At 48.2% G+C, this 24054-nt stretch carries 13 protein-coding genes; 4 read left to right on the top strand and 9 right to left on the bottom strand.

Translation table 11 applies throughout. The features are described from left to right. Window positions 1–709 precede the first annotated feature (709 nt). From fdhE to L2713_RS11150, 7 genes are all read right to left on the bottom strand, one after another. Entirely contained in the window at window positions 710–1609 is a 900-nt protein-coding gene (gene fdhE / locus L2713_RS11180) for a formate dehydrogenase accessory protein FdhE (protein ID WP_248967954.1), read from the bottom strand. A 2-nt stretch (window positions 1610–1611) separates the two neighbouring features. Beyond that, on the bottom strand, window positions 1612–2235 hold the full coding sequence (locus L2713_RS11175; RefSeq protein WP_248967952.1) for a formate dehydrogenase subunit gamma: 624 nt from the start codon (window positions 2233–2235) through the stop codon (window positions 1612–1614). Next, window positions 2232–3134, bottom strand: coding sequence for a formate dehydrogenase subunit beta (gene fdxH, locus L2713_RS11170; RefSeq protein ID WP_248967951.1), 903 nt, complete (start codon window positions 3132–3134; stop codon window positions 2232–2234). The genes L2713_RS11175 and fdxH overlap by 4 nt, the downstream gene beginning before the upstream one ends. A 2-nt stretch (window positions 3135–3136) precedes the next feature. Further along, the gene (gene fdnG, locus L2713_RS11165; RefSeq protein ID WP_248967949.1) at window positions 3137–6154 is read right to left on the bottom strand and encodes a formate dehydrogenase-N subunit alpha; all 3018 of its coding nucleotides are present in this window, start codon (window positions 6152–6154) and stop codon (window positions 3137–3139) included. Between the two features lie 523 nt (window positions 6155–6677). Then, window positions 6678–7580: an SMP-30/gluconolactonase/LRE family protein gene (locus L2713_RS11160; protein WP_248967947.1), complete on the bottom strand. Its 903-nt coding sequence runs from the start codon at window positions 7578–7580 to the stop codon at window positions 6678–6680. Between the two features lie 99 nt (window positions 7581–7679). Beyond that, window positions 7680–8531 (bottom strand): DMT family transporter, encoded by an 852-nt coding sequence (locus L2713_RS11155; RefSeq protein ID WP_248967945.1) that lies wholly within the window; start codon window positions 8529–8531, stop codon window positions 7680–7682. Window positions 8532–8630: 99 nt separating this feature from the next. Continuing rightward, window positions 8631–11996 (bottom strand): LamG-like jellyroll fold domain-containing protein, encoded by a 3366-nt coding sequence (locus tag L2713_RS11150; protein ID WP_248967943.1) that lies wholly within the window; start codon window positions 11994–11996, stop codon window positions 8631–8633. Window positions 11997–12583: 587 nt separating this feature from the next. Here L2713_RS11150 and L2713_RS11145 point away from each other — a divergent pair. Further along, a complete protein-coding gene (locus L2713_RS11145; RefSeq protein WP_089067775.1) occupies window positions 12584–15394 on the top strand; it encodes a TonB-dependent receptor in 2811 nt (936 codons plus the stop codon). Between the two features lie 181 nt (window positions 15395–15575). Beyond that, window positions 15576–16331: a sulfite exporter TauE/SafE family protein gene (locus tag L2713_RS11140; protein ID WP_248967942.1), complete on the top strand. Its 756-nt coding sequence runs from the start codon at window positions 15576–15578 to the stop codon at window positions 16329–16331. A 440-nt stretch (window positions 16332–16771) separates the two neighbouring features. On the opposite strand, the gene L2713_RS11135 is transcribed toward L2713_RS11140, so the two are convergent. Both L2713_RS11135 and L2713_RS11130 read right to left on the bottom strand, forming a co-directional pair. Next, entirely contained in the window at window positions 16772–18676 is a 1905-nt protein-coding gene (locus L2713_RS11135) for a family 43 glycosylhydrolase (RefSeq protein WP_248967940.1), read from the bottom strand. Between the two features lie 2 nt (window positions 18677–18678). Beyond that, window positions 18679–19746: an arabinan endo-1,5-alpha-L-arabinosidase gene (locus L2713_RS11130; protein ID WP_248967939.1), complete on the bottom strand. Its 1068-nt coding sequence runs from the start codon at window positions 19744–19746 to the stop codon at window positions 18679–18681. Between the two features lie 208 nt (window positions 19747–19954). On the opposite strand from L2713_RS11130, the gene L2713_RS11125 reads away from it, so the two are divergent. Further along, window positions 19955–21400, top strand: coding sequence for an MFS transporter (locus L2713_RS11125; protein ID WP_248967938.1), 1446 nt, complete (start codon window positions 19955–19957; stop codon window positions 21398–21400). 107 nt (window positions 21401–21507) lie between these two features. Continuing rightward, window positions 21508–23895 carry a glycoside hydrolase family 127 protein gene (locus L2713_RS11120; RefSeq protein ID WP_248967937.1) on the top strand — a complete coding sequence of 796 codons (2388 nt, stop codon included), beginning with the start codon at window positions 21508–21510 and terminating at the stop codon, window positions 23893–23895. Window positions 23896–24054 lie beyond the last annotated feature (159 nt).

Here is a 24054-nt window from a genome sequence, read left to right as displayed (position 1 = left end):
TATTTTTGGTGTAAACCTCACAATACTCAGATACCGCAATGTAGTCCCTTCATCAGTGGAATCGTCTTTGAGCAAAATGCCTGTTGTGCAATGCGCCTAAATTATCCAAATTCCCAGAGCATTACGGTTCAATGCTGTTAAACCTACCTACACAAAGAAGTCTGTTGGCTTGAATGATGATTTCGACTCCACGCTCGCAGTTCCAGTCAGATTCGAGTTCAAGATGCATACCGCCATCGTTGTTTGTCGCTGGGTTTCTAGGTTTAGACAAACGGGTTTGAGCGACGAAAATATTCTTATGGAGTGAAAGTATGCTTATGGAATGATTGAAGCTTCTTGGTTCGCTTTGTGGAGTAAAACTTTGTAATGCCGAGTGTAATCTTGGCACAATAAAACACTGTTTTTATCTAAGTTATTCTAAATAATACTGTTTAAACTCAGCTCCGCAAAATCCAATATTGTTTCATCTAGGCATTCCACATGGTTTTTATAACCATTAAGGCCTAATAATGCTTTAGCTATAAAGTGAAGGGGCATTTGAATCAATACAGCGTATGCCAAAAAGCCTGATAACCGCCCCACTCTGATTTTACCGGCGAGGTTGATATCACAGTCAATGACCATTCGGTCACAACTTAAGTGGTGACCGAATGGAACATGTTTAGCAAAGGCCATCCATGGCCTTGTTTATTCAATCCTTTTTTATTGGTTAGGCCTCATGTGCAAGTAACAGCGGATTTACCGTTGTCGCAACATAGCCCTTTGCATTGAGCTCGGCATCCAACCCCAGCGTTGCGATATCGTCCGCAGCCGCATCTAACAATGGCAAACGGTTGGTAAACAACATCTTAGTGTAGCCCTTACACGTCTCACAGCTCTCAATCCGCACGTTGGCTTTATGATCGTCAAAGGACCAAATGGACATCTCCCGAGATTGTTCGCAGCAAGTACAATGGGCGCGCACATAATGCCATTCAGTTTCGCACAGACTGCAATGCAGATAACGCAGCCCTTCGCGGGGTTTATCGACAATCATGCTGGCGACCGGATGACTACCGCACACAGGGCATAAACTGGACTGTTTAACCCGATTGACATCCATACGTGCAATCACCATGGGCGCCCAATGGGACCAATACAGTGACAAACCCGCCCAGATAAATAAGCTGAACTGTGCGGGTACGGCACTAAACTGCCCTTGCCTTAGTTGATTGCCCCACTCTAGCAATTGAGCTGGTGACTGCTGTTGTAGCTCTTGTATCACTGGCACTAAATGCGCAGGTACTTGAGATACCAACTCAGTTAGCAGTGCTTGCAATGGCCGTAACCAAGCTTGGGCCTTAGCAGTTTGACTCACTGACAGCGGAAATTGGACCTCTGGGTCAATCTTTGGCGCAGGGCCCATTTCCGTTGCAGCCAGTTTTTGCTGCGTCGACACAAGGATTTGGCAAAGCTTAAGATAATCCGCCAGCGGAGAATCCTGCGCTAATTGGGCTAAACGACGTGCTCTATGTTGATAAATTTTCTCAGGATCTGCCGCTTTTAGCGGTTTCAATGCTAAGGGAGACTTATCAACAAAACTTAACGGGATATCGCTGGCCATCTTCATTGCTATTTGTCCTCGTGTTCTTCTAACATGGCTGGATGGTGCTTACGGGCCCAAGCCTTAGAGACTTTTCCGTAGAGCATCCCAGTGATAGAGCCTTCAATCCAGCAGGCCATCCACACATGCACCACGAGGGAGAGCAGCATTAACACCCCGCAGGCCGAGTGGACTAAGGTGGCCCAATTGACCGCTTCTGCCGAGAACATGGGCGCAAAATAAGGCTGCCACATCATGATGCCGCTGATCAGAAACGCCAGCACAAAAACCACAAAGGCGCGGAATAACATTTTCTGACCTGGGTTGTAATGGCCCACGGGCGGAATGTTCTCTTCTTTCTGCAGTAACACCCACACCACGGCTTTCATCCAAGGCAAATCGTATTTATTCCACTTATTGTGCTGGTAGTAGCGGATCAACATCACCGCCAGCAGCAGACACATGGCGATCCCGAAAAATGGATGCATCACTTTTGCCAGCTGTGGTGTGCCAACAATGCCACTGAGCCACTGGAACGAGGGATAAAAAAACGAGAATCCCGTTAGAAAGGTCACTAGGCCAACAAAGACTATGGTCCAGTGGCACAGGCGATCAACGAGCTTATGACGGACAATCATTTCTTTATGATTCATAGCTTTTCCTCCTCTTTGACACCGGCATCAATGTAACCTGGCTGATCTTCCTCGACGATGTTGCGCCCTACAGCAATACGGTGCATCAGGGCGAACGCCGCTGTTGCGAGCAAGCCTGCGGTGCCCAGAGGTTTAAGCCAATCTTGACGCCATTCGGTGGCGGCAGGGATTTGCGGATCCTTGGGCATACCATAGGTTTCGGGTTGTGTGATGTCGTGGAGGATCATCATCATATGCGTACCACCAACCCCTTCGGGGTTATAGAGTCCCGCCTTGCTAAAACCACGTTCCTTTAACTGCTCGACGCGCTTTTCGGCATAGAACAACATGTCTTCGCGGGTGCCAAAACGCAGCGCTCCCACGGTGCAGGTTTTAACACAGGAAGGCTCGAGGCCAACGGCGAGCCTATCGGAGCACAGGGTGCACTTATAGGCTTTGTTATCTTTGGCGCTGATCTTAGGCACATTGAAAGGACAGGCACTGGCGCAATAACCACAGCCAATACACTTGTTCGAATCAAAATCCACTGTGCCATTGGCATGTTGCACAATCGCGCCGCTGGTTGAACAAGCTTTTAAACAGGCTGGATCGGCGCAGTGCATACAGGCAGTGTGGGTAAATTGCCAACGCAACTTATTGTTATCCATCACTTCGTGATACTGCATTATGTTCCAGCTTTCTGGAGACAGTATCATCGGGTTCTGGTAACTGCCTTGGAAAGTGCCGACATCTTCACGAAGGTCATTCCATTCGGAGCAGGCAACCTGACATGCTTTACAGCCGGTACATTTAGTCGCATCAAACAGCTTAGTCACCTGCTGGACCGCACCAATGCGCGCTTGAGACGCTGGGGTGATATCCGTGGTGCCTGAGATGCGGATAATATCTTGAGAAGCCATAATTAGAAGCCCTCCGCTTTGGCAATATTCACAAGGAATGCTTTATATTCAGGGGTTTGGGTATTGGCATCGCCCACAGATGAAGTCAGCTCGTTGACGATATAACTCTTCTGCGTCAAGGCCTCATAACTGCCATGGCGTGGAATACCTATGGTGTGAACTTTTTTGCCCTGAACCATCATGGGTTGGAGTCGTTTAGTGACATAGGCCTTAGTGACAATATGCGAGCGCTTAGAGCTCACCTTGACCCAATCACCGTTATTGATGCCCTTTTCCGCCGCCAAGGTTTCATCGATTTCGATAAAGTGTTGTGGCTGGGTAATCGCAGCAAGGTGGCAATGTGTGGTCCAGTTGTTAAAGTGCTCCGTCATTGAGTAAGTGGTGCCAACATAGGGGAATTCTTCATTGGTACCAAAGCTTTCACGTAAGCCTTTGAACATACGCGCCACTGGGTTATTGGTGACCTTAGGGTGCAGCGGGTTACTCGCCAGTGGTGATTCGAACGGCTCGTAATGTTCTGGGAATGGGCCATCTTTTAAGTCACGCAGCGCAAATAAGTGGCCAACGCCATCGGCTTGCATGATGAAAGGATGGGCCGATTCTTCGGCATTCAATTTGGCATTAAAGTCTGGCACATCAATGCCCTGCCACTTGCTGTCCTTATACTCGAGCAGCACACGGCTTGGGTCGCGCGGCTTACCTTGCACGTCACATGAGGCGCGGTTGTACAAAATACGGCGGTTTGCAGGCCATGCAAATGACCAATTCGGGGTAATGCCTTTGCCTGATGGGTCGCTATTATCACGACGCGCCATCAAGTTGCCCGCTTCGGTCCACATGCCTGAGTAAACCCAAATACCGCATGAGGTTGAGCCATCGGCTTTTAATTCGGAGAAACCATTGAGCAGCTTACCGGTCGTGAGATCATAACCGTTCATCTCCCGCGCGATTTCCTCTGAACTGGGTTCATGCTCAATCGCATAGTCCCATTTAATGGCTTCGATAGGCGCAGGTAAACGGCCGCCCTCTTCACGGTATAAACGTTTTAATTCCAGCATGATGCCAGAAAGGATCGCAGGATCAGATAAGGCTTCACCGGGAGGATTCGCGCCCTTGAAGTGCCATTGTAACCAGCGGCTCGAGTTAGCAATTGAACCACTTTCCTCTGCAAAACATGTAGTTGGTAAGCGGAAGACTTCGGTTTGAATACTGGCGGTATCGACATCGTTAAATTGACCCGCATTGCGCCAGAAGCTCGAGGTTTCGTTCGCGAGCGCATCCAGCACCACTAAGAACTTCAGATTCGATAAGCCCTTAGACACTTTTTGCTTATCGGGTTGGGAGTTAAGCGCGTTGATGCCTTGGATAAAGTAGCCGTTAACCTCACCGTGAACCATCATGTCGATTTGCTTGTTGATATCGTACTGTTGGTCCCATTTTGGCAGCCAGTCATAACCATAATCATTCTCTGCCGTTGCATGTTCACCGAAGAAGGCTTTTAACAACGACACGGTAAAGGCTGGGTAATTGTGCCAATAGTTAGTTTGGTTTGGTCTTAAGGCTTTAGGGGTGTAATGGGCTAAATAGTTTTGTAAATCAACATCTCTATCCTGTGGCAGTTTTAGGTAGCCAGGTAATCCTTGGCATAATAAACCTAAGTCCGTCGCGCCCTGTACGTTTGAGTGACCGCGCAGCGCATTCACGCCGCCGCCCATGATCCCCATATTGCCAAGCAGCAATTGGATCATCGCCATGGTACGGATGTTTTGCGCGCCGACGCTGTGCTGTGTCCAACCGAGGGCATACAGGAAGGTGGCAGCTTTATGGTCAACATGGGTCGCCCCAATTTGCTGACATACTTCGAGATAGGCTTCTTTAGGCGTCCCTGTGATGCTGGATACCGTGTCAGGATCGTAGCGATCAACGTGTTTTTTCAGCAGGTTTATCACGCAGCGAGGATGGCTTAAGCTTGGGTCAACTTTTGCGTAGCCCTCTTCATCTAACTCATAGAACCAAGTGGATTGGTCGTATTTATGGTTAGCCTCATCGTAGCCACTGAATAAACCGTCATTAAATTCAAAGTCTTCCCGCACTATAAACGAGGCGTTGGTATAGGCTTTGACATAGTTAAGGTTGATTTGCTGGGTTTCGAGCAGGTAGCGGATCATGCCGAGCAGGAAGGCAATATCGGTGCCTGAACGAATAGGCGCATATAAATCGGCGACGGCAGCACTGCGGTTAAAGCGCGGATCGACCACAATCAACTTGGCGTTGTTATGTTCCATCGCTTCTGTCACCCAACCAAAGCCGACGGGATGCGCTTCGGCAGCGTTACCGCCCATCACTATGGCCAGATCGGTATTTTTCATATCCGCCCAGTGGTTAGTCATAGCACCACGGCCAAAGGTGGGCGCCATCGCCGCGGGTGTTGGGGCGTGACAAACGCGGGCGATGTTATCTATGCCTAACATACCAATGGCACGGCCAAATTTATGGGTAATGTAGCAGCCTTCGTTTGCTTGGGCCGATGATGTCATCATCCCTAGGCTGACTAAGCGGTTAACGGTTTGACCCTGGGCATTTTTCTCAACCAGATTGGCATCGCGCTCGTCTTTGATAAGCCTTGCGATACGCTTAAAGGCCTCATCCCAGCTAATGCGCTGCCATTTATCCGAACCGGGTAAACGCACTTCGGGATATTTTAAACGGTGCGGACTGTTCACATAGTCAACCAGTCCTGCCCCTTTTGGACACAGGGCGCCGCGGTTAATCGGATTATCGGCATCGCCCTCAATATGAAAAATGCTCTGCTCCGCATTTTTCCCATTACTGCTTTGGCTGTACATCAACAAACCACAACCCACAGAGCAGTAGCAACAATTGTTACGCGTCTCTTTTGCGCGTAGCAATTTAAAACCTCTGACGGATGCAAATGCCTTTTCGGACATTAACCCCAGTGCAGAAATAGCAGAAGTCGCGGCTCCTACAGCACAGAGTTTAAAAAACTGTCGTCTATTCATTGTCATTTCACACACTCTCTTTTATGTGCTCACAAGTTGCAGCGAATACGCTGCATGCTTGAGTAGAGAACTTAACCCTACTCATGGTGTGAGTATAAAAAAGTGACCAATAATGACAATTTCCGACAGGTGATCAAAATCACATCAAGCTGCCAATGGAGCAAATGTCTAAATTAAATGATTTACAATGAGGCAATTAGGTTTATGTGTTTTATTTGCGCCAGTATATAGAATTAAATACTTTTATTGATATGGACATTTTGATTAGCCATTTTGTCCACTTTGTACCAATTTCCGATGGGCGTAAATCTTATTGTTGATGCGTGTCACAAAAGTGACGCCAGTTGCTCAGATTATGAGTGAAAATACCGATTAGCTGCTTTTTGAGCAAGATCACAATTTAAGGTAAATGATTGGGGCAACAAAGGGGGATTTTACCTGAAATTACGGTAAACCGTTTTTGTATAAGGGATTGGTGAGTGGTTGTGATAACAAGATTTACGCTAAAAACGCTGATCTAAACTTATAGCTGCCCGCAAAAACGAGGGCTGTTTACACCATAAATACCCTGTAATGGGTAGATAAACACATCGCCTGCTTGCGGCTCTTGGTCTAATTGCGATGCGTCAAGTGAGTGTTTGGCACTGGTAACTATCAGTAAATCGCGCTTTTCGCCGCCAAAAGCAATGCTGGTTGGGTGGGTAACGGGCAATTTGAGGATAAGATCGACTTCACCATCGGGACGATAGCGCACTACCTGTCCACCGCCCCACTGGGCATTCCAGAGATAACCCGCCGCATCGACATCAGAACCATCAGGAAAAATATGATGGCTCGTGGTCGCAAAGAGGCGCTTACGACTCAATAACCCCTGCTCAATATCAAAATCATATTGATAGATTTGGTGCTTTGGCGAATCAGCATGGTAGAGCGTTCGTCCATCCACGCTCCAGCACAGGCCGTTGGAGATTTCGAGATTTGTAAGGTGTTGGTGGCAATGCCCTTTCTCATCTAGACAATACAGGGCTGCGGTTTGTTGCAACGTATCGCGCCGCTCAACCATAGTACCCGCCCAAAAACGCCCTTGCCTATCGATGCGACCATCATTAAAGCGATTGCCAGCAAAATGAGATTCTGGCTGCGCCAACCATGTCAGACTTTGCTCTTCAATATCATAAGTTGCAATACCGATATCGAATGCGACGATAAGTGTTGTAGGCTTTGCCGTGAGGCCAAAGGAGCCCACACGGTGCGGCATGGGGAAAGTCTCTAAGGAGCGGCTCGCGAGATGAAAACGATAAATCACGGAGGAGAGAATGTCGGTCCACCAAATGGATTGGTGTAAATCGTCCCATAGCACACCTTCACCAAGGCGGTTGCCCACAGGGATTGTCATCAACAGATCGCCAACCGTGACTGTTTGCATGATTTACTCAAGACGTCCTTTTACCCAGAATGGCCTTATTCTTAAACAAGGCGTTGGCAGACGCAAGGGCAAAAGGAAAAGATAAATGTTTCTTTCTATTTAGCTTTTATTTTTTGGTGCAGATTTGCTGAGGACAACCAGTGCAATGCCACCGAGGATGGCACAGGAGGCTAGCAGTAATCGAAGACTTAGGGGTTCACCCAGCAATACCACTCCGCCAACGGCGGCAATTAACGGCACACTCAATTGTACAGTGGCGGCGTAGGTGGATGACAATAAAGGTAAAATGGAATACCAAATCGCATAACCTAAGCCAGAAGCAACGGCGCCCGAGGCTAACGCATAGATAATTCCCATCTGACTTACCGCTAAGGGATCTCGAACTAATAACAGTAATAACAGTGCCATCGGCACAGTGCGGATAAAGTTGCCTGCACTGACAGGAATGGGATGCTTGGCTCCCTTACCTTTAATCGAATAAATCCCCCAAGCGACCCCAGCGCTTATCATCAACAATGAACTCATTAGTGGCGGCGCCGACAACCCAGGTAACAGCAGAAAAATCAAACCGGCAGCGGCGCAGCCTAATCCAAGCCATTGTCTGGTATTAAAGATTTCTTTTCGGTACAGCCCATAGCCAATCATGGTGGCTTGTACGGCGCCAAAGAGTAACAGAGCCCCCATTGAAGCCGTCATATTGATATAGGCATAGGAAAATCCCGCTGCGTAGACAAATAATGCCAAGGCTGAGCCCCAATGGCCTTTGGCCTCCTGCGTAGGTTTGTTGAGGCTTAATAGCCAGAGCATGATGGCACCCGATAACAACCGGAACAGGGTAAAGCTGCCCGCATCGATACTGCCATCCTTTAACGCAAGCCGGCAAAGTATCGAGTTACAGGCAAAGGCCAACATGGTGAGCGTTGTCAGCGTAAATAGACGAAAAACAGTCATTAGATTCCTTAGCCACGGATAACCAGAATTCAATTACCATGCTGCAAACAATAAAAAAGCACCCGAATGGGTGCTTTCAGTATAGACAGCTAATCTCGATTATTGATTAGATTCACCAAATAAATCAGCTACATCTTGTTCAGTAATCGCTTCGTCATAGAACTTGATTTCATCTATTGCCCCTTTGAAAGGCGTATCCCAGAAGTTGACCCCGACCGCAAACTTAGTGGTCGGTACTGAGAAGATGTTCGGGAAGTTCGCGCCGGTAAACTTCAATTCACCATTGATATAGACCTTCACATCGCCGCCATTCACAGTGTACGCTAGGTGCGTCCATTGGGATTTTGGCATCACAAAACCAGTTCTACCGTCGTACCATGCTGTGCCTGACCATAACACCATGCGCTCATAATCATTTTGACCGCCTGGTAAAACGCTGGTCCAGCTAGAATCAGTCGCATAACCAAACAAGGCTGTAGTGTACTTATTCAGCTGCTCAGGGTTGAGCCACATTGACACTGAATAGGTGTAGTCTTTGATAAGGTTATTCGGCAATACAATACCAGAGGCACCATCAAAGACCGCCGCCTTGCCTACCGAGCCATCCACATAGCTGATTTTACCGCCTTCAACGCCAATCAGGTTACCCACTACAGTGCCCGCACCGAAGTTAGCGGTACTGTCGTTAAGATTGTCTTCAAAGCTGTAGACTGCGACCGGTGTTGGCGGCGCCTTAGACTTAACGGTGGCGGTGAAGACTTTCGTCTGCGTCGCTTGACCGAGTTTTAAGGTTGCCGTTAGGGTCACCACCTTATCGGTTTCCTCACGGCCAGGCTGATTGACTGTGCCGCGGGTATCGATAATGGTTGGATCGGAAGAGACCCAAGTAATTGCCGAAGCATAAGGACCCGTTACTGGCAGTTCGATGTTTTCACGCACCGCAGATAAGTCGCCTAGCTCCAGAATGGCCGTTGCTGAGGACAAGAGTTCACTGTCAGCTAACTTGTCGATATCGAGGGCTTTGACTTCTTCAGCCGTTAATGCTGCTTCATATACCTTCAGCTCATCGATAAGGCCGTTGTATGGCAGATCCCAGTAGTTAACACCAAGACCGAAAATACCCTGTGCACCCGTATAGTAGTTGGCAAGGTTACCGCTACTGAAGCGCTCAACCCCGTTGATAAAGACTTTAACGAGCCCTTTATTGACGGAGAACGCTAGATGCGACCAAGTGTTTTCAGCGATGCGCTCACCGGTGACACCATCAAACCAGGTCTCCAGCACTGAGCTGCCGCTGGTATCGATATTATGGCTCCAGAACATGGTATTACCGTCCCAGCCCTGTGGCAGCAAACTGACCCAAGTATTGGAGAACTTGCTACCATCTTCAGCGGTTTGCTCGTTAACTGCGCCGAAGAATGCCGTGGTAAATCCTGTGATAACCGCAGGACTTGCCCAAAAAGACACAGTGTACTCGTAGCTGGAGATAATGCCCGATGGCAGTAACACCCCGTGGGCACCATCTAATGATAGGGCTTGTCCTTCAAAGCCTGTGGCGTAGCCAATGGCATCACCTGCTTTGTAGATCCTATCGCCAGTGGGTTGACCATCACCAAATAAGCCCAAGGAATCCTTGAGGTTATTCTCGAAGCTGTACTGGGCAATACGGTTATAGGTTTTACGGGCAAATACGGTGATTTGGAAGGTTTTAGTCACCTTCTTACCATTGACCATGATCGTCGCGGTTAAGGTCACGACCTTATCGCCCTCGCCCACGTTGGGTCGGATAATGGTGCCATCGGCACGGATCACTGACTCGTCGCTCGATTGCCACTCGATAGTTGATCCACGGGTACCTTTTGTCGGTAAGGCGATTTTACCTTCGGTAGCTTCGGTCGGCAGGCTAATGCCGTTTGCCGATGCCGTTAAAATTTCCTCAGTGGTTTTATCGGTGAGCTTCACGCCCCAAATACTCACCCCATCATTAGAAATGGCGCTAAATGTCGGCATGAGTTTGTTTTGCTCAGGATCCCATTGCCAAGCGAGTACGCCTTCAAAAGTGCCTAAATTGTCTAGCATTAAGGTGATTTGGTTGTCATCGCCCTGTTGGTATGTACCAGTCACATCGCCAGAAACACTGCCTTTATTGGTCCAAGTACGGGATAACTTAATGTGCAGGGAGGTGTGCGCCGCCGTATTGATATCTTTTGCGTGATTAATGAATTGATAATCACCAGTGACATCGATTTCATCGACAATGTTATCGCCGTTGATCGGCGCATAACGCTGTGGTGAGGCAACTAACCAACCATCGCTGTTGAGAAATAGCTCATGCACGCGCACGCTGTGACCTTCGCCGGTATCGGGGAAGCGCGTATGGAATACTAAGAAGTATTTGCCCGTTTGTGCATCATAAAAAGCGGAGTTGTGGCCGGGTGACAGGTAACCGTGATCATGACCCACATCGCCCGGGTGGGCCACAAATTGGAAACCGCCCATCAGTTTAACGCCATAGTCGGCGATATTGCCTGCGGCTGTTGCGCCAATCATGTCCAGACCCGCAGCATCGACATAGGGACCGTTAGGATTTTTAGAGCGAGAGATACGAATGTTGTAACCGTCTTTTTGGGCGAAGCCACCAAAGGAGGTAAACATATAATAGTATTCGGATTCAGGGCTATAGATAACATAAGACCCTTCAATCGCACTGTAGTTGCCGCCCATGATCTTAGTGCCATAGCCCTGATCCGCTAACGGTTTACCCGTTGCTGGATCTAACTGCATCACCCAGATCCCGCCGGAATAGGAACCATAGGTCATCCATAGACCGCCATCTTTATCGTAAAACACGGCTGGATCGATAGCGTTAGGGTCGACAAAACCATTGTAGTTTTGACCATTGGCACCGGGGTTTTCGGCTCCAACCTGTCCAGACTTTAAGATCAAGCCTTGGTTAACATAGGGACCGAGAATATTGTCCGAGATGGCCATCCCCAAATAGGAGCGCGATACGCAATCAATCTTATCGGGGCCGCCACAGAAGTCGTAATAGAAATGGTACTTACCGTCGGCAAGCTTTATCACATCCGGTGCCCACGAACCAACAAAGCCGCCCGTCCATGCTGTGCCTTCCGCGATTTCTGACTCATAGGTATTAAACAGGCTGCTCTTTGCTGCACCATCAGAGGCAATTTGTGTCCAGTTCATCAAGTCTGTAGAACTGGCCACCGCCAAATGTGAGCCGAAAACATAATAGGTACCATCGGTATCTTTAATGATGGAAGGATCATGAACTACTGCATTTTTGTAGCTCACCTCACCTGCAATTGTTGGATCTGCCGATGTCACAGGGGCTGGAGGGGTAAAGGTATTTGTGTCGTTCGCACTGTAGCTGCTGTCGTCCCCACCACAGGAGGCTAGTGCCATGATCAAGCTTGCTGACACGAATGAGCGTTTAAGCACCATGAGCGTCGTTCCTTTTATTGTTGTGTTTGATAATTAGGTTAGCGTGTATCAATGTATCAAATGTAAAAGTAATACAATACTACTGTAACACTAAAGTTACATTAGCATTCTGGGGATAGAAGTAAATATCTTGTGACAGAGATTTGTGAGATTTTGCAAAACATTTGACGTTAAGGTCAGCTTGCTGGGTCTGTTGTGCCTATTCAATTCAGGTCGTGTTTTCACCACTAAACCATCATTATTTTCAATTAATTCATTTTATTTCATATGGATAAATGTGATTCATCCCATTTTACGCATTTTAACGAAATGTGATCTTGCTTTCCTATTGCGTCAAACAGTGAGTTGACATGTAAATAGTCATACAATATGATTTTAACAGTTATGATAAATTCTTAACCTCGCCCGTTGGAGCGTAATTGACTTAACGCGGCGCACTATACGCTACAAAATAGGCTACAAAATTCTAAATTTTCAGGGACACTGTGGGGATGTCCGTGACTCTGAAGTGGAATAAAAAAGACCGGGACGTCAGATGGTGTCTTAGGCTACCGGGTCAAATAATAAAACTACCGGAGATTAACTAGATGTTTAAACAGACTTATTTGGCAAGTGCTATTCTGCTTGCTCTTGCTAGTCAAGCGACGTATGCGGCAGAAGCTGAAGCGACACAATCGCCTCAGGCAGAAGAAACGGCACAGCCCTCTTCTGGCGGCAAAGCGCAAAATAATAATGAAGAGATGGAGATCATACAGGTTCAGGGGATCCGCGGTAGTTTAAATAAAGCGGTAGAACTTAAACGTCAAAACATTCAAGTTGTCGATGCCATCGTTGCCGAAGATATTGGCAAATTTCCAGATAATAACGTGGTTGAAGCCTTACAACGGGTAACCGGTGTTCAAGTGACTGACCGCGCGTCTGGTGAGGCGAATGTTGTCAGTATTCGTGGTTTAACGGATGTGACGACCACAGTGAACGGCCGCCAAATCTTCACCGCAACGGGCCGCTCAGTTGCTATCGCCGATATTCCCGCTGCACTGCTTGGCAGTGTTGAAGTCTTTAAAACCCGTTCTTCTTCTCAAGTGGCCAGCGGTATTGCGGGTCAAATTGATATCCGCACCCATAAGCCTTTCGATTTTGAAGACAGTAAAGTCTCAGTTGCTGCTAAAGGCATCTATTCAGACCAACCCGATACTATCGACCCTAATTTCAGTGCATTAGCAAGTAACCGTTGGGATACCAGTATTGGTGAAGTGGGCGCTTTAGTTAACGTGTCTTATATCCGCACTAACTATAAAGATGAAAGTGTGTCACCTGGTGCATCCTTCCCCTACTTTGTTGAAGATGGTACTCGCATTACCAGTGGTTGGAACGTGGGTTCTGCCCATGGTATCGATACCAGCGCTGGCGCCACCATCGATGGCAAAGAATATCTACTGGCTCGCGATGCGATGTTTGGCAACATTCTCGAGGGCGAGCGTGAACGTCCTGCGTTTAATATCTCATTGCAATGGGCGCCAAATGATACCTCTGAATACACCTTCGAAGCCTTCTACAATGGTTATCGCAATGAAAGCTTTAACTCTATGCTGTTCAGTACCGTCGATTCTGCTGCCAATTGGCAACAAGTGATCCAGGATGGGATTGAAGTGTACGATGGCACCAATGTGGTGAAATCGCGCACCGCATACAATGCTTACAACTTCAGCAGTGGCGATCACTCCAAAGCCAGTACCGATAGTTATGTCTTCGCCTTAGGGGGTAAATGGGACATTACCGACGAGTTCCAATTAAAGTCGGAAGTCGTTTATCAGCAGAGTACCTATGAGAATGAATTTGCCGCAATGCGCGGTCAAACTACTGTTTACGGTGTCGCGATTGATGCTAATGCCGACGATGGTATCCCTAGCTGGAACTATTTAGATAATCCAGATACTGCGCTGGATGAGTCTGACTTAACTAACCCAGCCCTGTGGGAAACGGCAGATTTCTATGACAACGGTAGTAAAGATGAGGGTGATTCGTTGTCTTGGACAATGGATGGCAGCTTGTATGTGGATTATGCCATTTTCACTAAGGTGCAATTTGGCGCACGTTATGAAAAACGTAACGCTACTAACTCAAATCGCACGGCAAGCGGCGCGAAAAATATCGCTTATGCAGATTTAGATCCTTCCATGTATCTGGTGACGTCGGGCTTCTTTGAAGGTCGCGCGAATGTGCCAGATTCATGGGCGGTGATTAACGGTTACAACCTGTATAAAAATCGCAGTCAATTTGAGTCTCTCTGGGGCTTTGAACAAAGCAGCCTAGTCCTGCAAAAAACCTTCGATATTTCAGAACAAGCTTGGGCTGGCTACCTGATGGCTGACTTTGATACTGAAGTTTTTGGTAAGCGTTTAGATGGTCAAGTGGGCGTTCGTTACGAAGGCACTAAAGCGGATATGGACTTCTTTGACAATAAAGCCAAAGATGAAAACGACAATCTCTATACCGCCGTGAGCAGCGATACTACCGATACCTCTAAAGTGTTGCCTAGTTTTGTGATGCGTTATTGGTTAATGGATGATTTTGTTGCGCGTTTCGCCTACACCGAAACCATTCGCCAACCCGCCTTTGCGGATTTGAACTCTTTCACTTACTACACACCGGATTTGACCCAAGTAGGTTTCGGTTCGGCCAGTGGTGGTAACCCTGATTTAGAGCCTGTCACCTCTAAAAACTATGACTTCACCCTCGAATACTATTTTGGTAATGGCAATTCGATTTACGGTACTTACTTCAGCCGTGATATTGAAGGTTTAGTCTACAGTTCATTAACCAGAACCCTGTATGACTACGATGGTGATGGTATCGAGGAAGCCTATATTCTGAACCGTCCTGGTAACACCTCAAACGGTAAGTTAACGGGCTTTGAATTAGGTGCAGTGTACTTCCCTGAAGGATTACCAAGCTGGTTAGACGGTGTCGGTACTCAGCTTAGTGCGACACTGCTGGATTCGTCGCAGGATATTCCAGAGTTCGATAGCGCTACAGGTGAGCAAATTGGCTTTACGACCCGCGATATGTTTGGGGTATCCGATGAGTCTTACAGTGCAGTGTTGATTTACGATAAGGATTTCTTCAGCGCGCGTATGTCTTATACCTGGCGTAGTGAGTTCTTAAACTCCTATGATGCGGCGTTCTTTGCTATGCCTCGCGGTATCTATCGTAAGCCTGAGCAGTCATTGGACTTCCAGTTAAGCTACAACATCAGCGATGACTTAGTCGTGAGCTTCGATGCGACTAACCTGCTGGACGATGTGTATCAGGAATACTATGAGGATTCGACCCTATTTAACCGTACGAACAATATCTTCACTCGTACCTTTGCTCTGGGCGTTCGTTACTCCTTCTAATTGACCACTGTTGTGTAAACCGAAAAAGCTAATCCTGTGGATTAGCTTTTTTTTATGCATTTATTTTAAATGCATAGCAAAAGCCGTAGCCGCGCTTACGTACTTGCTGGCCATCAAACTGCTTTTGTCTCTGGGCAAGCTTTGTTAGTTTAAGGATCCCACTCTTCCTCGAATATTGACTATGTATACCGCTTGGTTCGACTTTACGCTGATCCCTATCGATATATTCACGCTGTTAACCTTAGCCTCGGCCTTTACTGCATTTTTTACCGCCTGCTTCGGGATTGGTGGTGGCGTAATGTTATTAGGCGTGATGGCGCAAGTCCTTCCGCCTCAAGTGATAATTCCCCTCCATGGCGTGGTGCAATTGGGCTCGAATCTGGGCCGCGCCCTATTAGGTTGGCAGCATGTGCAGTGGTGGCTTATCAGTCGTTTCTTACCCGGCGCGCTCGTTGGCGCCGCCTTGGGGAGCTTAGTGTTAGTCGCATTGCCGCCAAAGGTCATGTACCTCACCATCGCCTTGTTTATTTTGTATTCCTGCTGGGGACCGAAAATCCCCCGTGTGGTGCTGGGAACAGCCGGGACGATAATCGCTGGTGCGTTAACTACCCTTATTTCGTTATTTGTCGGCGCGACAGGTCCCTTAGTGGCGGCCTTTATCAAACAATTAGACGTTGACCGTTTTCGCACTGTCGCGACCTTTGCGATGGCGATGTCGCTGCAACATGGCGTCAAAATTATCGTTTTTGAAGGACTGGATATTCCTATCCTGCCCTGGTGGCCGCTGCTAGTTTGCATGATTTTAAGCGGCGCCTTGGGAACCTGGCTTGGCTTTAAGATGTTAGCGCGGGTGACGGATAAACATTTCGGCGTCGCCTTTAATTGGGTGTTGACACTGCTGGCGATACGTTTATTGTGGCAGGCCTTAGTGGGATAAAACTTGGGATAAGTGAGCCTGAATAAAAAAGAGCAGCAGCTGCATACACAACTACTGCTCTGGTGCCGAGCAAACAAGGCTCAACCAAGATGCCGTTAAGCGACCTCAACTTAAACGACATTACAAGCACGCGTTTATACCCAAGCTACCTGAAGATACGAGTTTCAGAGCGCCTAGGGCGCTTCAATTCAAGGCGCATCGATGAAAAAATGTCGACCACCTTTTGAATTGATGTAACACAGAAGTGGAGTGCCCTAGGCGCTCCGTCCCGGCGGGTTTTAACGTACTTTATGCTGTGTTGGTTATTTTTAACTTAGCTCACTAGGTTCTCAAATAACCGCCTTGCCTAAAGTGCGTTAAACTCCCGCTGAATCCTACATCTTCAGGTTGTTTGGGTATTACCACCGCCGTGGTGATGCTCAGTTATTTAGAGGGATGAATTATTTCACCTCTCTAAAATAGAACTGTTGTGAAATGGTGTTTTTCCACACGTCTTCCACTATATTATCGCCATTGGCATAGGAGCCATTGGCCACTTTCATAGACGAACCGCCCTTGCGTGACACTAGCCTTAATGAGCCATTTGGCATTAATTCGCTACGGAACTCGCTGTCGATTGCATTACACGCCCCTAGCTCCAGATTACCTTCGTTGGTCACAAGGCATTGTTGCGCCTTGTTGTTTGAAAGTTGGATGGATTGCAGATGGTAAAATCCATCGGTTGTCGGCATTGCTTGCCACTGCTGACAGGCATCGCCGGTGTATTCAAACTGAGCCACATTGGCATTAGGTTTAAGCTGACATTGTTCGGCGCTGACCACTCGGCCGCTATGGGCGTTGACTATGGCAAATGTTGAGACAGGCTCAATCCGCCAATCGGTGCATTCACTGACACGGTTTTCCCCCGCAATCACCTCTGCGCCGGCCTTTTTACTGCAGTTTTTCGCCTGCAGATTGCCGATAGAGCGATCGTTTGCGAAACGGAACCAGCCTTCACGGGTCGAATCCACCGACCAACGCTGACAACGGGAAGCGACCCAAGGCGCAGTATTCAGTGCCGTTGAAGACTCATCTTGGCACTGAGCCTGAGTTAAAAAGGTTCCCTGACCCACATTAGCAAAGCGATACAGACCATCGTTACTCGGATCAATTACCCATTGGCTGTTGTCATCTTCGCACTTACCGACACTGACCTGGCCCTTGGCATTGGTCACTAGGCATTGACCTACCTCACGATTCACGATGCGGTATTTTACACCTTCCACTTGAGTGGTTATCGGGCCAAACTCGCCACTAGGGACAGGCAATTGCTTTTTATCCGCCATCGGTTCGCCAAATTTAGGCAAGCCTTTGTTATCCCAAGTAAAGGGTTGAGCACGTGCCGCTCGGGTACCACTACAGCCATCGGAGGCCGAGGAGTTGCCATGGTAAATGAGCCAATCTTCTTTCCCATCGGGAGACTTGAAGAAACCATGATGGCCAGGGCCATAGACGCCATTGGCTTTGCTAAAGAAAGGCTTGTCGTACTTAGTCCATGCGGCAGGATCCATAGGATCGTCACCTGTGAGTTCAACCACGGCCAAGGAATAATCCTCAGTGTTACAAAAGCTTGCCGAGTGAACTAAGAAGGTTCTGCCCTCATGCTGGATGATTTCAGGGCCTTCGTTGACGTTTAAGCCTGATTTTTCCCAGTCGTGAATGGGCGCAGTGATCACCTTATGTTCGCCCTCGACGGTCCAAGGATTGCTCATCTTGGCAATCAAGTTGACTTGATCTTGGCCATGCCATTCGGACCAGAGGAAATATAACTGGCCTTTATACTCCAAATAGCTGCCGTCGATATTCCAGTGGTCGGGCATTGGCGTGCCCTTAAACTTGTATGGCCCCATAGGGTCACTGCCTTCACTCTCGAGGATATGGTTACGCTGGCCATCGAAGTTTTCAGCCACGCCCGAGGTGTAAATCACATACCAACGTAATCCCCCTGCAGTTTGCAGAGGGTGGAATTCGAATGCCCAAAAATTACAGCAGTTGGATTTATCGGTACCGCTCCAAATATTGTGGGCCGGCGCATCGGCAAGCCCTGCAATGGTGGGCGATTTACGCATCACCAGCTCAGAGGTCCACGTGGTGGTCGTTAGGTAATAGTTACCATTGTGGTATTCGAGCCAAGGATCGGCCCCATTTCGAAATAACGGATTCGCAAAGGTCGCTGCGGTAATGCGGTTTTCATCCGCGCCCTTCGCACTCTCTGCTGCATGTAGGTTACCTGCCCACAAGCAGGTCGCACTAAGTCCCATGGCCAGCGCAAGCGTAGCCATTCGTTTGTTGATTGTATGAGTCATTATTATTTTGTTCCTTCGGGTGCAACTAATACGCTCTGGTATTGATTGAGCGCCTTAGGATCGACCTCTGGCCAACCTTGGCGCCAGCTCAGTTCCGCCATCTTGAGTTTTTGTAAGCCATTATCAGCCGATTCGTAGGCATGAAAGACTAAGTAATCTTTGCCATCGAAGGCATAAACACTGTTATGGCCCAATCCAGGCCAAGCCTTAGTGCCATGCAGTAAAACCGAACCGCCGCCTTGCGCCATGTCTTTGCCCTCTTTATCGAGGTAAGGCCCTGTCACCGTTTTGGCGCGGCCCACGGCTAAGTGGTAAGTGCTGTCGTCCCCACGACAGCAAAGGCCATAGGAGACAAAAAGATAGTAATAGCCATCCTTTTTATAGATAAACGGCGCTTCGATTTCAGCAGGACCTGGCTCAGTTTCACCCAGCAGTGAGGGGCGTTCTAGCTTGGCTAGCGTGTGCCACTCCTCTGGTTTGGCGATAGAGATAAAGTCTGGATTGAGTTTGACCAGTTTTAACCCTTGCCAAAAGGAGCCAAAACTCATCCAAGGCGTACCCAGCTCATCGACAATAATATTGGGATCAATCGCGTTCCATGCATCGCGATTTGGCACAGATTGAATCACGATCCCCTTATCTGTCCACTGATAGTCCTTTGAATTTTTGTCGAGGGTTTTATTGACTGTCACACCAATGGCCGAGGTGTTTTTACCAAAGGCTGATACTGAGTAATACAGATAAAACAAGCCGTTATGCTCAATGATATCCGGCGCCCATAAATGTCCGTTAAACTCTGGCGCAACGTCCTTTGCCCAGCTAGGCTCGGTTTCGAATACCCGCCCAGCTAATTCCCAATGGATCTTATCCTTTGAGGAATAATAGGTAATACCGGGGCCTGTGCTGAAGAGATAATACTGTCCGGCCTCTTTTGCCATCACAGGATCGTGAATACTCACCTGCTTGGCACTCACTTGGCCTAGGGTTCCCAATACGCCTAGCAGCGCACAATTGAGCATCTTAAGGTGACGTTTTAGGGCTGTTTTCGGTGTGACTCTCATAGCTGGCATCAATTCTCCTTATGAACCCCATCCCATATAACAAAATAGTTATTATGCTATTGTATGATGAATTAAGTTATCATACTATCAGGACAAGGAAGTAACAATCAAATGCAAAAAAATTAACAGGAGAAAAATGTGTTAACATTGCGGATGCGGTAAATTGCAAAGTAACACAATAACTCACTGTTTATAATAAATATAATAAGGATTTCTGATGAGTTCTCATAAATTGTCAGTCATTGAAAAGATCGGTTACGGCTCCGGGGACATGGCCGTTAACGTGGTGATTTCGTCAATGATGTTAATTATTACCTTCTTTTATACCGATATTTTTGGGTTAAAACCCGCCGATGTCGGGATATTGTTCCTGTTGGTTCGTCTTATCGATGCCATTACCGATCCTTTAATGGGCATTATTAACGATAAAGTGACCACCCGCTGGGGAAGATATCGCCCCTACTTCCTGTTTATGGCAATTCCCTTTGGTATTTCGGTCTTCTTAACCTTCTCAACCCCGGATTGGGATTACAATGCCAAACTTATCTGGGCCTACTCGACCTATATTCTGGTCACTATCATCTTCACCACTGTGACTATTCCCTATATTTCGATTATCAGCGTGATCACCGACGATCCAAAAGAGCGGTTATCCGCCAACGGTTATCGTTTGTTCTTCGCAAAGATTGCCGCCTTTTTAGTGACTATTATCGTGCCTATGCTAGCGTCTGCCTGGGGCGGTGAGAACATTGCCGCGGGCTATCAAAAAGCCATGGGCGTGATGGCATTGATGGCAACACTACTGTTTTTATTCTGCTTTTTCACTACCACAGAGCGCGTGGCCTACAAGGTGGAAACTAAGCCTGTTGGCATGCAACTGCGATTATTGTTCAAAAACGATCAATGGTTAGTGTTAGTCGCGATTTGTGTGATTGGTACCATTGGCTATGTGATCCGCGGCTCGGTAGCAGCCTACTACGCCACCTATTACTTGGGCGGCGATGCCAAAATGCTCTCGGCATTCCTGTCGACCGGTGTGGGTGCTGCGATTCTTGCCATGGTCGCTTCAACTTGGATCACTAAGCGTTACTGCAAACTAAAACTCTTCCGCTATAGCCAAATCGTGGTTGGGATCTTAAGCGCCATCATGTTCTTTGCCGTGCAACCGGGCGACATAGTGCTGGCCTTCGTACTCTACTTTGCGATTTCATTCGTGGTGGATTTACATGCACCTGTCTTCTGGTCGGTGATTTCAGAGTCGGTGGATTATGGCACAGTCAAAACAGGCCACAGGGTCTCTGGCCTTGCCTTTGGTGGGATCTCATTCGCCCAAAAAGCGGGTATGGGCGCGGCGGGATTTGTGGTGGGTATGCTGCTGACCTACTTTAACTATCAACCCGGTGAAACCCAAAGCGAGTTTGCGTTGACCGGTATTTCGTTAATGCTGACGGTGATCCCTGGCGCATTCCACGCGCTGATGGGCTTACTGATGTTCAAATACAAGATTTCTGACCGCGTTTATGAAGAAATCAAACAGGCTTTACCCGAGCAGGCCCATTCAAGCCAAACGGACGCCAACTTCACGTCTAAGGCTCTCGCCTCTAGCACTGAAGCCTCTGAGGCCGTAACGCCTAAGACTGCTGCGCCCCAAGTATCGGCGTAATCTTTCTGCGATAACACCATAAGCCCCTACCCAGGGGCTTTTTTATCACGCAAAAACCGAGTTAATCCAAACGTAATACTCCAATCCGTATAATAAAGGGAGCCAAGATGAACACTGCCCGATTGTTTGGCCTTTGCCTGTTATTGCCATTAACTTGCCCATTCGTATCCCAGCCAAGTTTTGCTAGCCTTACCCCCATTCCCCTAAACGATGTGCGCCTCACAGCCGGGCCGTTTCTGCATGCCCAGCAGACCGATTTGGCTTACATCATGTCGATGGATCCCGAGCGACTACTGGCCCCTTACCGCAAGGAAGCGGGAATTGCGACTACCGCCGACAACTACCCCAATTGGGAAAATACGGGCCTTGATGGCCATATCGGTGGGCATTATCTATCGGCATTGGCCCTAATGTATGCCGCCACGGGTGATCAGGCGGTGCTTGAGCGACTCAACTACATGGTGGCCGAGTTGGAAAAGTGCCAACAGGCCCATGGCAATGGTTACGTGGGCGGTGTCCCCCATGGAGACAAATTATGGCAGCAGGTCGCCGCTGGTCATATCGAAGCGGATCTGTTTACGCTCAACCAATCATGGGTGCCTTGGTATAACCTGCATAAGGTATTTGCGGGCCTGCGGGATGCCTATCTTTATACTCAAAATCCTACAGCGAAGAAAATGCTCGTCGGTTTTGCCGATTGGATGCTGGATTTAAGTCGCAATCTAAGTGATGAGCAGCTGCAGCTTATGCTGCGCACCGAATATGGTGGCTTAAATGAAACCTTAGCGGATGTGTACAGCATTACAGGTCAAAACAAATACTTAAATCTTGCGAATCGCTATACGGATCAGAGGCTGTTACAACCCCTGTTGCAGCATCAAGATAAACTGACGGGCCTACATGCCAATACACAAATTCCTAAAATTGTGGGAGTGGCACGTATTGCCGAACTCAGTCATAACAAGGCGTGGTTAGAGAGCGCCGATTACTTTTGGCAGCAAGTGGTACACCAGCGCACCGTTTCCATTGGTGGCAACAGTGTGCGCGAGCATTTTCATCCCAGTGAAGACTTCAGCAGTATGCTCGATTCGGTAGAAGGCCCTGAGACCTGCAATACCTACAACATGCTGAAATTGTCTAAATTACTCTATGAAAACAAACGTGATTTACGTTATATCGATTACTACGAGCGTGCGCTCTACAACCATATTCTCTCGTCCCAGCATCCGCAAACTGGCGGCCTAGTGTATTTTACGCCAATGCGCCCAGACCATTACCGCGTCTATTCCTCGGCGCAGGAAAGTATGTGGTGTTGTGTCGGCTCAGGCATCGAAAACCATGCTAAATACGGCGAGCTCATCTATGCCGAGGAGGACAACAATCTGTTTGTGAACCTGTTTGTCGATTCCGAGGTCAACTGGAAAGCCAAGGGCATCAGCCTTAGCCAAAGAACTCAGTTTCCCGATGACAATACTTCGCAGATGATTATCCATCAGGAAGCGGACTTTACCCTCAATCTGCGCTATCCCACATGGGCTAAGGGGGACGTGACCGTGAGCATTAATGGCGAGCCGCAAAGGTTTACACCGACTCAAGGGCAATATATTCCCTTAACACGGCACTGGCGCAAGGGCGATAGCGTGACCATCACCTTACCTATGGACATTAGTCTTGAGCAGCTACCCGATAAAACCGCCTATTACTCAGTGCTTTATGGACCAATTGTGTTAGCGGTAAAAACGGCGCCTATCGCTAACGAAGCCTTAAACTTTATCGGCGATGCCAGTCGCATGGGGCATATTGCCAGTGGCCCTATGTGCGAACCCAGTCAGGCGCCGATTTTTATCAGTGATGGAACCCGCTTTTTAACCGATATCCGCCGTGAGCCCATGAGTCAGCTGCAATTTACCACGGGGAAAGCCCGTACAAATCAAGCGAGCCCCATCACGCTGATCCCCTTCTTTCGCCTGCATGACAGCCGCTATACCTTGTATTTTGGCCAGAGTGCTCCCGATGAATGGCAACAAAAACAGCAAGAGTTAGCTCAAAAAGCCAAAATGGAAGCCAAGCTGATGGCGCAAACCTTAGATAGTGTGCAGCCCGGTGAGCAGCAACCTGAGTCGGATCATTTCTTTAAGGCATCAAAGAGTGAAGCTGGCCTTAATGGTAATCGCCATTGGCGCCATGCCCAGGATTGGTTTAGCTATCAACTCGATGCCAAAGGTGAACCGCAACCCATATTACGCTTAACTTACTTTGGCTTGGATGCTGGGCGACGTTTCGACATTTTGATCAACGATAAACGCCTTGCCGAAGTCACTCTGCCTGCCGATAAGGGGCCGACATTTTACAACGTCGACTACCCTATTCCCGCCGACAGGCTTTCGGATAGCACAGTGCCCTTCAGGGTGAAATTTGTGGCAAAACCGGGCTCGATTGCCGGCGGTTTATATGAGGTGCGCCTGCTAAAAAGTGAGCCAAGCTCGACTCATTAAGCGAGCATCCCGAGCGCATGTAGGCACTAGGGCTTAAAACACTGATTCAGATAAGGGAAAGTGAAACGCTTTCCCTTGTTTTTATCCCCTTACCCAGAGTTTCTACGCTTGGCACTACCTGATGTTTGCTGGTGGCCCTATGCGACTTGCCGTAAATAA

The organism is Shewanella seohaensis, from assembly GCF_023283775.1.
GTDB lineage: Bacteria > Pseudomonadota > Gammaproteobacteria > Enterobacterales > Shewanellaceae > Shewanella > Shewanella seohaensis.
The sequence above is the reverse complement of the archived record's forward strand: the minus strand, read 5'-3'. Positions and strand labels throughout refer to the sequence as shown.

Coding starts and splice junctions, on each gene's coding strand:
- fdhE (WP_248967954.1), bottom strand. CDS start 1,609: ATGAAGATGGCCAGCGATATCCCGTTAAGTTTTGTTGATAAGTCTCCC.
- L2713_RS11175 (WP_248967952.1), bottom strand. CDS start 2,235: ATGAATCATAAAGAAATGATTGTCCGTCATAAGCTCGTTGATCGCCTG.
- fdxH (WP_248967951.1), bottom strand. CDS start 3,134: ATGGCTTCTCAAGATATTATCCGCATCTCAGGCACCACGGATATCACC.
- fdnG (WP_248967949.1), bottom strand. CDS start 6,154: ATGAATAGACGACAGTTTTTTAAACTCTGTGCTGTAGGAGCCGCGACT.
- L2713_RS11160 (WP_248967947.1), bottom strand. CDS start 7,580: ATGCAAACAGTCACGGTTGGCGATCTGTTGATGACAATCCCTGTGGGC.
- L2713_RS11155 (WP_248967945.1), bottom strand. CDS start 8,531: ATGACTGTTTTTCGTCTATTTACGCTGACAACGCTCACCATGTTGGCC.
- L2713_RS11150 (WP_248967943.1), bottom strand. CDS start 11,996: ATGGTGCTTAAACGCTCATTCGTGTCAGCAAGCTTGATCATGGCACTA.
- L2713_RS11145 (WP_089067775.1), top strand. CDS start 12,584: ATGTTTAAACAGACTTATTTGGCAAGTGCTATTCTGCTTGCTCTTGCT.
- L2713_RS11140 (WP_248967942.1), top strand. CDS start 15,576: ATGTATACCGCTTGGTTCGACTTTACGCTGATCCCTATCGATATATTC.
- L2713_RS11135 (WP_248967940.1), bottom strand. CDS start 18,676: ATGACTCATACAATCAACAAACGAATGGCTACGCTTGCGCTGGCCATG.
- L2713_RS11130 (WP_248967939.1), bottom strand. CDS start 19,746: ATGCCAGCTATGAGAGTCACACCGAAAACAGCCCTAAAACGTCACCTT.
- L2713_RS11125 (WP_248967938.1), top strand. CDS start 19,955: ATGAGTTCTCATAAATTGTCAGTCATTGAAAAGATCGGTTACGGCTCC.
- L2713_RS11120 (WP_248967937.1), top strand. CDS start 21,508: ATGAACACTGCCCGATTGTTTGGCCTTTGCCTGTTATTGCCATTAACT.